A 13,397-nucleotide genomic window follows, 5' to 3' on the forward strand; every position below is an offset into this window, starting at 1 on the left:
TTATGCACGTTTGGATTAAAAGTTTCTTATTAAGTATTGCTTTTATTGGGCTCTTTCCAGTCTCTACTTTTGGACAAGTACAAGTTGTTCAAAAGATAGATTCTATATCTATTTTAATAGGTGAACAAGCGCATCTCACTATTGACATAACAGCTCCAAGGGGAAGTAAGGTCACCTTTCCAAAGCTAATGTCTGCCAAGCAAATTGTTCCCGGACTTGAGATCATTGAATCAAGTCCTGTCGTGCTTACTGATGCTGATGACAACCAAAGCAAATATTCCAAAACTATTACGCTGACAGCTTTCTCAGAAAAGCTATATGCCATCCCTGCTATCAAGGTTTTAATCAATGGAAAGAACTTTCAAGGTAATCCTCTTGCACTAAAAGTATTGACAATTGATGTGGATACTCTTCATCCTAACAAGTTTTATCCACCAAAAGATGTTCAGTCCAATCCATTCTTATGGAGTGAATGGGCTCCTTTATTTTTCTTGAGCATATTATTGCTTTTACTTTGTATATCAGCCATATACCTATATGTAAGACTAAAACAAAACAAACCTATTATCACAAAGATAAGGATAATTAAACATATACCACCTCATCAGAAAGCTCTTCACGAGATAGAGAAGATTAAATCTGACAAGATGGATATATCAGAAAATACGAAGGAGTATTATACAAAATTGACCGACACATTGAGATTGTATATCCAAGAGCGTTTCGGATTCAGTGCAATGGAAATGACAAGTAGTGAAATTATTTCTAAATTGCACGATAATGGAGATCAAGTAATGCTAAACGAACTTCATAACTTATTTGAGACTGCAGACTTAGTAAAATTTGCCAAATACTCGACATTAATCAATGAAAATGATTTGAATTTAGTCAATGCTGTCAATTTTATAGACAGCACCAAACAGAATATTGAACCGAAAGAAGAACGTATAGTTCCACAACTGACAGAGAACGAATTGGAATCTAAGAAACAGCGCGTCATTATTAAAACAACAATTAGTGTTGTTATAGGATTTGCTGCGATTCTCTTCGGATATATCATGTATGCTATTTATCAATTAATTGGCTGATATGGAATTTGCAAATAAGGAATATTTTATATTATTGATATTATTGATACCATATATCTTGTGGTATTTCTTATACAGGAAAGATTCTGAGCCAACTTTAAGGATGAGCGATACATTCGCTTATAAATATGTTCATAAGAGTTGGAGAATGCGACTTATCCATGCCCCTATGATATTAAGGTGTATAACATTTACATTGATTGTAGTAGCTATGGCGAGACCTCAAACTCGTCATTCATGGAATAACAAATTGGTAGAAGGTATTGATATAATGATGGCTATGGATGTATCAACCTCTATGCTTGCTGAAGATCTGAAGCCCAATCGTATAGAAGCTGCAAAAAATGTTGCTGCGGAATTTATTGCCGATCGTCCTAATGATAATATAGGCTTGACAATCTTTGCTGGTGAAGCTTTTACACAATGCCCTATGACGACCGATCATGCATCTTTAGCCAATCTCTTACATAATGTAAGAACAGATATTGCTGCGAGAGGCTTAATTTCTGATGGAACAGCTGTCGGTATGGGACTGGCAAATGCAGTTTCACGCTTAAAGAACTCCAAAGCAAAAAGTAAAGTTGTGATTCTGTTAACTGATGGTAGTAATAATATGGGTGATTTGTCGCCAATGACTTCAGCACAGATTGCTAAGAGCTTAGGAATAAGGGTATATACAATCGGAGTAGGCACCAATAAAGTTGCTCCCTATCCCATGAATGTTGCCGGTAGAGTACAATATGTAAATATGCCGGTAGAAATAGATACAAAAACATTACGTGAGATAGCAATAACGACGGATGGGAACTTTTATAGAGCTACCAATAATAATGAATTAAAGCAGATATATAAAGATATTGATAAATTGGAGAAAACGAAGATGGATGTCAAGCAATTCTCTAAAAGATACGAGGCATTCCAACCATTCGTCCTTTTTGCATTCATATTCCTATTATTGGAAATACTCACACAATATATAGTATTGAGGAGACTTCCTTAAAGGTAATAAAAAAATACTGATTGATTTTTTATGATTAGATTTGAAGATCCCACATATTTATGGTTTTTATGTATTATTCCGGCTTTACTTTTATGGCAAGGAATTGCATGGAAACAACGTAAAACCAAACTTAAACGGCTCGGCGATATAGCTCTTATTAAACAATTATCGCCAAACTATTCTAAATTGCGCCCTAATTTAAAGTTTTGGTTATTGTGTGCGGCCTTATTTATATTAATACTTATGTTAGCCCGTCCGCAGATGGGCACCAAAATTAGTCACGAGAAGCGGCAAGGGATAGAGACAATTATAGCATTGGATATAAGTAACTCTATGATTGCAGAAGACGTAGTTCCCTCTCGTTTGGCCAAAAGTAAACTTCTTATAGAAAATCTTGTCGACCATTTTAACAATGATAAGATAGGATTAGTTGTCTTTGCTGGAGACGCATTTGTGCAATTACCTATAACAAGCGATTATGTCTCTGCCAAAATGTTTTTGCAGAATATAGATCCATCACTGATAGCCACACAAGGTACTGACATAGCAGAAGCTATTAAAATATCTACTAATAGTTTCTCCCAACAATCAAATATTGGAAAAGCTATCATAGTTATTACAGATGGTGAAGACCATGAGGGAGGTGCTACCGAGGCAGCTAAAGCAGCCCATCAAAAAGGAATCAATGTATTTATCCTTGGCATTGGAGATCCCAAAGGGGCACCAATACCGTTGAGAGAGGGTGGCTATCTGAGAGATAATGCTGGTAATACAGTTATGACAGCATTGAATGAAACTATGTGTCGACAAATAGCCGAGGCAGGAAGCGGTACATATATACATGTCGACAATACCAGCGATGCACAAGAGAAATTGAATTCAGAACTTACTAAATTACAAACAGGGGAAACGGACTCTGTGATATACAGCCAGTATGCCGAACAATTTCAGGCTTTTGGTATTATTTTGTTGATTCTATTAATTATAGACGTTTGTATACTCAATGCAAAAAATCGACATTTGAAGTCTTACCATTTGTTTAAAAGAGAACATAAATGAATATAAATAAATTGATATTGTGCTGTTTGCTTAGTATCATAGGAAGCAATTCCATATATGCACAAGCTGATAGACGAAATATTAGTAAAGGGAATAAGGAATTTCATACAGATCAATATGTTCAAGCTGAAGTTTCTTATAGGAAAGCAATATCTCAAAATCCCCGTAATGCGCAAGCGGTATATAACCTAGGAAATGCACTATTTGCTCAACAAAAAGACTCTGCTGCGATTGTACAGTTTGAAAATGCGGGAAAGATGGAAACAAATAAAATCCGCAAATCTAAATCATATCACAATATAGGGGTTATATGTCAGAAACGTCAATTATATGCGGAAGCAATTGAAGCATACAAAGAGAGTTTAAGGAACAATTCTTCAGATAATGAAACTAGATATAATTTAGCTCTTTGTCAGAAGTTATTAAAGAATCAACCGCCCAAGAACAACCAGCAGAACAAAGATAAAAAAGATAAGGATAAACAAAATAAAAATAATAAGCAAGATAAAGATAAGCAAGGCAAATCTAAAAAAGAGAGTCCAGACAAACAGAGTATGAGTAAAAGTAATGCAGAACAACTATTAAATGCTGCGATGCAACAGGAAGAGAATACTCAACAACGTTTAAAAAAAGCCATGCAACAGCCAAAATCTAAACAGTTGCAGAAGAATTGGTAACAGAAATAGTTGCCTATAAAAACATTATAATAAAGATATTTAATGACTAAGAGAGCATCTTTTTTTATAAGCGTATTATATATGATATTGTGGAACATGCAAAGTGTTGCACAAACAATTTCCGTCTCTGTTCCACATCAAGTAGCTGTTGGAGAGAATTTTAGACTCTCCTATACTATTCCAACACAAGACGTTAATGACTTTAGAGCTGGTAACATACCATCTGCTCTTGAGGTCCTGGCAGGGCCATATACATCTTCACAATCTAGTTATCAAATCATTAATGGACGAGCAAGTAGTTCATCATCCATCACATATACGTATACCTTATATGCAGCTAAAAATGGTATATATACAATTCCTTCTGCTGTTGCTACCGTTAATGGGAAGAAAATAGTATCACATGCTGTTAAAGTAGAAGTATCCGGACATGCCCGAAATACAACCAGTTCTCAGATGCATGAAGACAATAATGCACAGATGCGTAGTGCTGGTTCCCAAATATCGGGTAATGATTTGTTTATCAAAGTGAGCGCAAATAAAAGGGTGGTACATGAACAAGAACCAATACTATTAACTTATAAGGTATATACGTTACTTGATCTTACACAATTAGAAGGAAAAATGCCCGACCTAACAGGCTTCCATACACAAGAAATAAAATTACCACAACAAAAAAACTTCCATGTAGAAAAAGTTAATGGTAGGAATTATAGGTGTGTAACATGGAGTCAATATGTCATGTATCCCCAAATTACAGGGAAATTAACGATTCCTAGTATTACTTTCAAGGGCATTGTTGTTCAACAAAATAGAAATGTAGACCCATTAGAAGCATTCTTTAATGGAGGTTCTGGATATGTGGAGGTTAAGAGGAACATCGTTGCGCCAAGTATTGATGTACAAGTATTGCCACTTCCTACACGTCCCATGGATTTTTCCGGTGGTGTTGGAACTTTCAAAATATCAGCCCAATTAAATAAAAGCCAAATAAAGACAGGCGAACCAGTTCAGTTGCGTGTAGCTGTTAGTGGAGTCGGTAATCTAAAGTTGATAAAACAGCCTGAAATAAAATTACCAAAAGACTTTGATAAATATGTTCCTAAGATAACTGATAAAACTCAATTGACATCTCAAGGTGTGGAAGGCAGTATGGTATACGATTATATCATAGTACCAAGGAATGTTGGGCAATATAAAATTCCAGCTATCGAGTTTATTTATTATGATATTTCCTCAAATTCATACAAGACAATATCAACTCAATCATTCAACTTAGAGGTTTCAAAAGGTAATGGTACTAATAGTACGATTTCAGACTTCAGTATGAAGGAAAATGATATTCGAGATATTAAACGTGGGAATGTAGATTCCTACGATATACATCAAAGTTTCTTTGATTCTCTTAGTTATTGGCTATTCTTGATATTGCCTATTGTCACATTTGGCATATTATCAGTTGTTTTCAGGAAACAAGCAAAAGAAAATGCTGACATCATTGCTTCTAAAGGGAGAAAAGCTAATAAAGTTGCCAATAAGAGATTAAAGAAAGCCAAGAATTTAATGGAAGCCAATAGGGATAATGAATTCTATGACGAAGTTCTAAGGGCTTTATGGGGATATGTAGGTGACAAAATAAATATTCCTGTAGAAAAACTTTCTCGTGAGAATATATCAGAAAAGTTACAAAGCTATAATGTAGATGATGCTACCATCTCTATGTTCATTACAGCAATAGATGAATGTGAATATGAACGATATGCCCCAGGAGATGTAACAGGTAATATGAATAAGACTTTTAATGCAGCTATGACAGCCATTACAAATATAGAGAATGTCATGAATAAGAAGAGATATAATACTCATTTTATTATTCTGTTAATACTTCTTGGTTCATTACTTCCTGGTACTACTATAGCTGCAAATAAAGATACGGCAGATAAGGCATATATAACAGGTGACTATCAATTAGCAATCAAAGAATACACCCAGTTATTAAAGGGTCACAAAAATGCTTTGCTCTATTATAATCTTGGAAATGCTTACTATCGTACGAATGATATTACACATGCTGTACTGTCATACGAACGTGCTTTACAATTAGAACCGGGAAATAAGGATATACGCTTCAATTTACAATTTGCCAGAAGTAAGACTATTGATAAAATTGCTGAAGACAATGAAATGTTCTTTATAACGTGGTACAAATCATGTGTGAATTTTACGAGTGTTGACAATTGGGCTTATATATCCATCATAGCGTTAATAGGATTTTTAGCATTCTTATTGCTATACCTATTCTCTAATAAATTATTATTCCGAAAAGGCGGCTTCTATGCTTCGATTTGCTTTTTATGTCTTTTTATCGTTAGTATGGTCTTCTCGTACCAGCAAAAATATAATCTGCAAAACTCTACAGGGGCAATAGTTATAAGTCCTTCGGTATCAGTTTATAAAACCCCTACACAAAATAATGCAAGTCAATTTATTATCCATGAGGGAACTAGAGTAGATATTATTGACCAAGGCATGAAAAATTGGTGGAATATTAAATTAGATGATGGTCGTGAGGGATGGATACCATCAAGTTCTATCGAAAAGATATAATTCTTATATAATGGATTACAGTAATATCAATCAGATTGATATAAATATATTACATAGCTTTAATAGCAGTAACAATCTGTTATTAGACCATCTCATGCAATATTCTACATTAGGGTATACATGGATTCCATTATACTTTGCAATATTCTTTCTCGTTGTCAAAAACAATGAGACTATGTTACAGATTTGTATAACAGTATTGGGAATTCTCTTTGGAGTTCTCTTAGCTAGTGGAACCGATAATTTGCTAGTTAAGCCATTGGTAGAGCGTCTACGTCCTATCAATGATCCATATATTAAATACACATTGGATATTCTAAAAGGGGTAGGCGAAAAAGACTTTAGCTTTTTCTCTGCACATGCAGCAAACACTTTTGCTATAGCCACTTTCATTTGTTGCCTGACGCGAAGCCTCTCCTTGAGTATTATCATGTACATATGGGCTATAATAAATTCCATTACGCGATTATATCTAGGACTTCATTATCCCAGCGATGTATGCATGGGCATGTTGTGGGGGAGTCTCGTTGGAATAATTAGTTATAAAGTGTACCATTATATACATTATAAATATTCACCCAAAATAAATTATATATCATCTCAATATACATCTACTGGATATAGCCATGAGGATATTGATGTCGTAATATCTATTTTCGTCATGTTACTAATCCTTTCATTAATTATTTCTGTTATATAAAAATGAATACAAAGAACATTCAAATAAGTGATTATACATACGATTTACCCGATGAAAGAATTGCAAAATTCCCTGTTAGTCCACGTGACCATAGTAAGTTACTAGTATATAACCATGGCACAATAGAACAAGACCATTTTTATAATATTTCTCATTGGCTGCCCCAAGGGGCTCTCATGGTATATAATAATACGAAAGTGATTCAGGCACGAATACATTTTCGTAAATCAACAGGAGCATTAATAGAAGTCTTTCTACTAGAACCTGCAAAACCGGCAGACTATGAACAGATGTTCCAGTCTGTAGGCAAATGTTCGTGGATCTGTATGGTCGGCAATCTGAAGAAATGGAAGAATGGAACTTTAGAACGAGATTTTGAAATTCGTGGATGTAAAATCACTTTAAAAGCTAATCGAAAAGAATTTGACGCAAACCACATCTTACATTCTTCATTCAAAACTCCTAGTGCTGGATATTGGATTGATTTTGAATGGGACACAACGGGAGGTATAAGTTTTGCCGAGATACTACAAACTGTTGGAGAATTACCAATCCCGCCATATTTAAATCGTGAGACAGAAGAAAGTGATAAAACCACCTACCAAACTGTATATAGTAAAATTATGGGAAGTGTGGCTGCACCAACAGCAGGCTTACATTTCACAGATTCGGTATTAGATTCTATAAAAAAGTTAGGTATTGAAACCGAAGAATTAACATTGCATGTAGGAGCTGGGACATTTAAGCCTGTCAAGCATCCTGAAATAAAAGAACATGAAATGCACACAGAATTCATCTGCGTACACAAACAGACGCTCGTTAAATTATTAAATCATCAATGCGAAGCTATTGCTGTTGGAACAACGAGTGTTAGAACACTTGAAAGCCTTTATTACATGGGTGTGAAACTGGAACATGACAAAAACCTTACTGAAGAGCAACTACACGTTTTCCAATGGGAGCCATATGAAAATGAGGTAGAAGGTGGGCTTATCAATCAGATTACCCCACAGAAGGCCATTCAAAATATCTTAGACTATCTAAATGAAAATGAACTGAATGCTCTTCATAGCAGTACACAAATTATTATTGCACCCGGCTATGAATATAAGTATGTAAAGATGCTCATTACCAATTTCCACCAACCACAAAGTACATTACTTCTATTGGTAAGTGCTTTTGTCAAGGGAAACTGGAAAACCATCTATGACTATGCCCTATCACATGATTTTCGCTTCTTAAGCTATGGTGATAGTAGTTTATTAATTCCATAATTCACATAGAACACATCATTATGAAAATAGGAGATAGAGTACGCTTTTTAAATGAAATTGGCGGTGGGACCATTGCGGGATTTCAAAGTCATCAGATAGTATTGGTTGAAGACGAAGATGGCTTCCAAATACCAGTTTCCAGATCTGATGTTGTTGTCACAAACATGGATGACTATAGCACATCAAGAGCCATCAAATCAAAAACAAATGCTTTAGAGAAGAAACAAAATCAAGAGCAAGAACATAAAAACCATAGTATCAAAGCATTACTTCATGAAGAAATAGCTGATGATGATTCTGATGACAGTAGCTTCTTCGAAGAACCGGAAATTACTTTCAAGAAACCTATTGAGGAGAGAAAGGGTGGGGATTTACTTAATCTATATCTAGCCTTTGTTCCCCAAAATCCGCTAAATATCACACAATCATCTTTCAAGGCGTACATCATTAATGATTGTAATTACTATGTGCAATGCGCCTATGCCTCTTTGCAAGAAAGCAATCACAATTTACGCTTTCAAGGAGAAATAGCGCCCAATACTCAATTAGCTATTGAAGATGTTGATTTAGAAATGCTAAATGACCTTTCGCGCATATCACTCCAAGCCTTCTTTTATAAGAAAGAAAAGGTATTCATCGGAAAACCAGCTTTTAATATACGGCTAAAATTAGATCCTGTTAAATTCTATAAATCTCATGTATTTGTAGAGAGTGACTTTTTTGAATCTCCGGCATTACTGTATCATTTAATTATAGATGATGAACCACTTGCTAGTTCTTCAATGAAAATAGCTAGTACTCTGGACTTTGCCACAGATAAGGATACTAAAAATGTTCAATCTCAAGATAAACGATTTATCAGACAGAAAGACTCCGATATCCTTGTTGTAGATTTACATGCTCATGAATTATTAGATACTACAGCCGGAATGAGACCAGAAGATATACGAGACTATCAAATGGAGAAATTCAATGAAATTATGGAGCACTATAAGAATCGACGAGGACAAAAAATAGTCTTTATCCATGGTAAAGGAAATGGTGTATTAAGGCAATCCATCATTCACGAACTAAATTACAAATATAAGAAAGTTCAATATCAAGATGCTTCATTTCTAGAATATGGTTATGGAGCCACCCAAGTAGTCATCAAATAATATTTATCATGAATTACGGTTTTATCAAAGTAGCCACAGCAATACCAAATGTACTTGTTGGCGATGCCAAATACAACACCGATAATCTTATATCAACTATTCAGCAAGCTGAAAATGAAGATGTTGAGATTATTGTGTTTCCAGAATTATCTGTAACAGGATATACTTGTCAAGATCTATTTCGCCAACAACTGTTACTAGATGCCGCTGAAGAAAATATCTCCCGACTTGTGAGTTCTACAAGCAATTTTGATATTATCAGTATTATAGGGGCTCCCATCTGCGTCGGCGACTTATTACTCAACTGTGCCATTGTTATCCAACGTGGACATATATTGGGAATCATACCGAAGACATATCTACCAAATTATAATGAATTTTATGAGAAGCGATGGTTTGCTTCTTCACAAGATTTACACGATACCACGATTCGATATGCCGGACAAAATGTATCTGTGACATCAACCCCTCAACTATTCCAAACAGCAGGTGGTGTCAAATTTGGCGTTGAAATATGCGAAGATGTATGGGCGCCCATCCCACCTAGTAACCAATTAGCCGTATGCGGAGCCGATTTGATTTTCAATTTATCAGCAAGCAATGATTTACTAGGTAAGCATCAATATCTGATGGCTTTGCTAAGACAGCAGAGCGCCAGAACTATATCTGGATATATATATAGCAGTAGCGGCTATGGTGAAAGTACACAAGATTTAGTCTATGGTGGAAATGCTATTATTTTTGAGAATGGGAGTCTCCTTGCAGAAGCAGATAGATTTGTGTTATCGCCCCAAATGGAGATGGCTCAAATCGATGTAGAACGTCTACGTACAGAGCGTCGCAATAATTCCACATTTGTCAATGCCCAGCGTCCAACTACCAACAACACTGATTCTAATAAGATTATCATCAATTGCAAAGAGATTACCCCTCGCCCATTTACATTAACTAGACAAGTGGATCCACAACCTTTTATTCCACACGAAGAGAATTTGAGTGCTGCCTGTGAGGAGATTCTGAATATACAGGTAATGGGGTTAGCCAAACGTTTACAACATACACATAGCAAACGAGTAGTTATAGGTATCAGTGGAGGATTAGATTCAACATTGGCACTCCTTGTATGTATCAAGACTTTTGATAAGTTAGGATTAGATAGAGCAGATATCCTTGGTGTCACCATGCCGGGATTTGGTACGTCCGACCGTACCTATCACAATGCAATCCATCTCATGCAAAAACTTGGGATTGAAATTCGTGAAATCAATATCGCCAATGCTGTAATACAACACTTCAATGATATAGGCCATGATATCAAGGTACACGATGTAACCTATGAGAATTCTCAGGCTCGCGAGCGTACCCAGATTCTGATGGATCTGAGTAATCAGGTTGGTGGACTAGTCATTGGTACCGGTGATTTGTCTGAATTAGCATTAGGATGGGCTACTTATAATGGAGACCATATGAGCATGTATGGAGTTAACGCCAGTGTTCCCAAGACTATTATCAAGTACTTGGTAGAATATGTTGCAACAACATTAGACCAAACTGTACACGACATCTTATTAGATATCATTGATACACCGATTAGTCCGGAACTTACCCCGGCCGCTGAATCTGGGAACATCCAACAAAAGACGGAAGACTTAGTTGGTCCATACGAGCTACACGATTTCTTTCTTTACTATCTCTTGAGATTTGGCTTTAGTCCTAAAAAGATTTATCTGCTTGCATGTAAAGCTTTCAAGCCTGAACAATATTCTCAGGAAACCATCAAGCATTGGCTCAGAACTTTCCATTACAGATTCTTTACACAACAGTTCAAACGCAGTTGTCTGCCGGATGGTCCAAAGGTTGGAAGTGTAAGCCTCAGTCCAAGGGGAGATTGGCGTATGCCTAGCGATGCTATGAATCGTTTATGGCTAGAAGAATGTGATGAACTTTGACTTAGGAAAACTATATAAAGAAGGCTTCTTGCTATTATTCTGCAAGAAGCTTTCTTTATATATGAATATCATCTAGGAAATTTCTGTTTTAATCTTTTCCATCCTTCTACTCCCAGAATGGTAAAACCACCATATTGACATGTTTTTGCCAACCCAAAAAACACCACCCATAGAACACCTTTCAAAGACGTGGATATAGGTAATGCCATCTGCCCAAAAGAGATGATATAAAAAGGTATACACATCAACAACACACATACACCTGTTTTAAAAGAAAGCTTTTGAAGCCAACTCTTAATTCGTGTCAGAACTTTTCTCATAAATAGAATAAAATAGGGTACAAACATAAGACTATATTTGTGCCCTAGATAACAATGTCTCTAAATTATGCGGTATATAACCATGCTACGAAACAAATTATTATAAGTGCCAAAATCACTAGACAAGCGAAAAGTACATTGGCCAAGAACTTTCTTCTTCTCCTTGCTCTTGCAGCCTCTGTCGTCATATTGTAATGGCTATGACGATGTTTTCCGTTGCTGTGATGACGGTGATGCACATAATTCTTTTCTGTCGAATTTCTATAGTTATCTTCCATAATTATTTATTCCTTTTCTTTTGATATTACTAAAATCTGAAACTAACCTGCACATCTACCATATCATAATCATGCTTTGCTAGCGTTCTATCGTTTACTCTTGCGTACTCGGCCGAGATTTCTAAATTCTTAGTAAATTCATAATCTGCACCTATTTCATAAAAAGTCTTTGCAGAAGCCCATTCTCCTGTCTTTCTATAAAGGTCATAACGAGCTTTTACATGCATCTGCTTTTTAATGATGGGAGCTATTGCTAAAACGTAAAACCCGTCAGCTTTATTGCCATTACTGCTCAGAGTGCAATCAGAAGCAGTCTTGGAGTCTTGATAAGTCTTAGCAAAAGCATTACCAGTAGAATGGATATACTCCGAACGGAATGTCCAATCATTCACCACATATTCCCCACTGATGGCATAACGGTGTTGTGACAAACTTCTAATAGCTCCCTTATGTTCTACGGTATTGCCAGCAGCATCTGTCTCAGACCAATCGCCTTTTCGGGCATAAGAGCCTTCCCAACCGAATACACCTAGTCTCATACCGGCTACTGGCATTACCCATATACCACCAATGATATCCTTACGTTGGTCTACATCTTTTACATTGATACCCTGTCCATTAAAGATACCAACCTGATAATGTAGCAAATTACGGCCATTTGAGCTCTTCAAGAAATCACCTTGCAGCTGAAGACCTATATCCCTACCATTAGAACTATGTGCTCCAACTCGATCATTAAAGCCAGCTAAGCTTGTAACATTCTGTGCATAGCCCATAAAGCCTTGGTCAACCGGATGCATAGGGTTCTCAAAGGTAAATGGTCGTTTAAATTGTCCCAACTTCACTTTAAAGTAACCATATTTTTGCCATTCTGCAAACAAATCTACAATACGAGGACTACTGCCCAGTGTAGAAGTGTTACCATTCAACTGAATTTGCGCTTTCCATGCTACATCATTAAGAATTCTACCGTCAAGAGAAACCCTGACCAATCGAATATTAAAGGAGTTAGCTTTCGCACCACTCTGTCCACTATACTGGTATTGCGTGATACCATACCCAGACAACTTTAAATTGTTGACCCAAGTTGCTTTACTTTCTTGCGCTGATGCACCATAAGATGCCAATACAAGTAATGATGCAAGGATTTCCTTTTTCATAAATAAATGATTAACGATTTTCTATTTTCGTTTAGTGATTAGTGCAAAAGTAACCATTTTTTTAAATTCATGCTATTTTTTGCAGGAAATTCCTTGTTCTAATTAATGTTGCAAAATTGCACTTCCAT

At 36.0% G+C, this 13,397-nt stretch carries 11 protein-coding genes; 9 read left to right on the top strand and 2 right to left on the bottom strand.

Annotated elements, in window-relative coordinates:
• Positions 1-2 precede the first annotated feature (2 nt).
• From AC1EK4_RS01395 to AC1EK4_RS01435, 9 genes are all read left to right on the top strand, one after another.
• Positions 3-1,088 (top strand): hypothetical protein, encoded by a 1,086-nt coding sequence (locus tag AC1EK4_RS01395; RefSeq protein WP_480356743.1) that lies wholly within the window; start codon positions 3-5, stop codon positions 1,086-1,088.
• Between the two features lies 1 nt (position 1,089).
• Positions 1,090-2,088, top strand: coding sequence for a vWA domain-containing protein (locus tag AC1EK4_RS01400; RefSeq protein WP_480356745.1), 999 nt, complete (start codon positions 1,090-1,092; stop codon positions 2,086-2,088).
• Positions 2,089-2,118: 30 nt separating this feature from the next.
• The gene (locus tag AC1EK4_RS01405) at positions 2,119-3,147 is read left to right on the top strand and encodes a vWA domain-containing protein (RefSeq protein ID WP_480356746.1); all 1,029 of its coding nucleotides are present in this window, start codon (positions 2,119-2,121) and stop codon (positions 3,145-3,147) included.
• On the top strand, positions 3,144-3,824 hold the full coding sequence (locus tag AC1EK4_RS01410; protein ID WP_480356747.1) for a tetratricopeptide repeat protein: 681 nt from the start codon (positions 3,144-3,146) through the stop codon (positions 3,822-3,824). The genes AC1EK4_RS01405 and AC1EK4_RS01410 overlap by 4 nt, the downstream gene beginning before the upstream one ends.
• Before the next feature lie 42 nt (positions 3,825-3,866).
• Positions 3,867-6,431 carry a BatD family protein gene (locus AC1EK4_RS01415; RefSeq protein ID WP_480356748.1) on the top strand — a complete coding sequence of 855 codons (2,565 nt, stop codon included), beginning with the start codon at positions 3,867-3,869 and terminating at the stop codon, positions 6,429-6,431.
• Between the two features lie 175 nt (positions 6,432-6,606).
• Positions 6,607-7,131 (top strand): phosphatase PAP2 family protein, encoded by a 525-nt coding sequence (locus tag AC1EK4_RS01420; protein ID WP_480356870.1) that lies wholly within the window; start codon positions 6,607-6,609, stop codon positions 7,129-7,131.
• Positions 7,132-7,133: 2 nt separating this feature from the next.
• Positions 7,134-8,405 carry an S-adenosylmethionine:tRNA ribosyltransferase-isomerase gene (locus AC1EK4_RS01425; protein ID WP_036898648.1) on the top strand — a complete coding sequence of 424 codons (1,272 nt, stop codon included), beginning with the start codon at positions 7,134-7,136 and terminating at the stop codon, positions 8,403-8,405.
• 20 nt (positions 8,406-8,425) lie between these two features.
• Positions 8,426-9,562, top strand: coding sequence for a DUF2027 domain-containing protein (locus tag AC1EK4_RS01430; protein WP_480356750.1), 1,137 nt, complete (start codon positions 8,426-8,428; stop codon positions 9,560-9,562).
• A gap of 8 nt (positions 9,563-9,570) precedes the next feature.
• Entirely contained in the window at positions 9,571-11,511 is a 1,941-nt protein-coding gene (locus AC1EK4_RS01435) for an NAD(+) synthase (RefSeq protein ID WP_480356751.1), read from the top strand.
• 68 nt (positions 11,512-11,579) lie between these two features.
• Here AC1EK4_RS01435 and AC1EK4_RS01440 read toward each other — a convergent pair whose 3' ends face one another.
• Positions 11,580-11,831: a hypothetical protein gene (locus AC1EK4_RS01440; RefSeq protein ID WP_036898703.1), complete on the bottom strand. Its 252-nt coding sequence runs from the start codon at positions 11,829-11,831 to the stop codon at positions 11,580-11,582.
• A 307-nt stretch (positions 11,832-12,138) separates the two neighbouring features.
• A complete protein-coding gene (locus AC1EK4_RS01445; RefSeq protein WP_480356753.1) occupies positions 12,139-13,269 on the bottom strand; it encodes a porin in 1,131 nt (376 codons plus the stop codon).
• Positions 13,270-13,397 lie beyond the last annotated feature (128 nt).

Source organism: Prevotella sp. C0026C3, assembly GCF_056590795.1.

What these genes read in the sequence shown, in the direction of transcription:
- AC1EK4_RS01395 (WP_480356743.1), top strand. Translation starts at nt 3, where the DNA reads ATGCACGTTTGGATTAAAAGTTTCTTATTAAGTATTGCTTTTATTGGG.
- AC1EK4_RS01405 (WP_480356746.1), top strand. Translation starts at nt 2,119, where the DNA reads ATGATTAGATTTGAAGATCCCACATATTTATGGTTTTTATGTATTATT.
- AC1EK4_RS01410 (WP_480356747.1), top strand. Translation starts at nt 3,144, where the DNA reads ATGAATATAAATAAATTGATATTGTGCTGTTTGCTTAGTATCATAGGA.
- AC1EK4_RS01440 (WP_036898703.1), bottom strand. Translation starts at nt 11,831, where the DNA reads ATGAGAAAAGTTCTGACACGAATTAAGAGTTGGCTTCAAAAGCTTTCT.
- AC1EK4_RS01445 (WP_480356753.1), bottom strand. Translation starts at nt 13,269, where the DNA reads ATGAAAAAGGAAATCCTTGCATCATTACTTGTATTGGCATCTTATGGT.
- AC1EK4_RS01415 (WP_480356748.1), top strand. Translation starts at nt 3,867, where the DNA reads ATGACTAAGAGAGCATCTTTTTTTATAAGCGTATTATATATGATATTG.
- AC1EK4_RS01435 (WP_480356751.1), top strand. Translation starts at nt 9,571, where the DNA reads ATGAATTACGGTTTTATCAAAGTAGCCACAGCAATACCAAATGTACTT.
- AC1EK4_RS01400 (WP_480356745.1), top strand. Translation starts at nt 1,090, where the DNA reads ATGGAATTTGCAAATAAGGAATATTTTATATTATTGATATTATTGATA.
- AC1EK4_RS01430 (WP_480356750.1), top strand. Translation starts at nt 8,426, where the DNA reads ATGAAAATAGGAGATAGAGTACGCTTTTTAAATGAAATTGGCGGTGGG.
- AC1EK4_RS01425 (WP_036898648.1), top strand. Translation starts at nt 7,134, where the DNA reads ATGAATACAAAGAACATTCAAATAAGTGATTATACATACGATTTACCC.
- AC1EK4_RS01420 (WP_480356870.1), top strand. Translation starts at nt 6,607, where the DNA reads ATGTTACAGATTTGTATAACAGTATTGGGAATTCTCTTTGGAGTTCTC.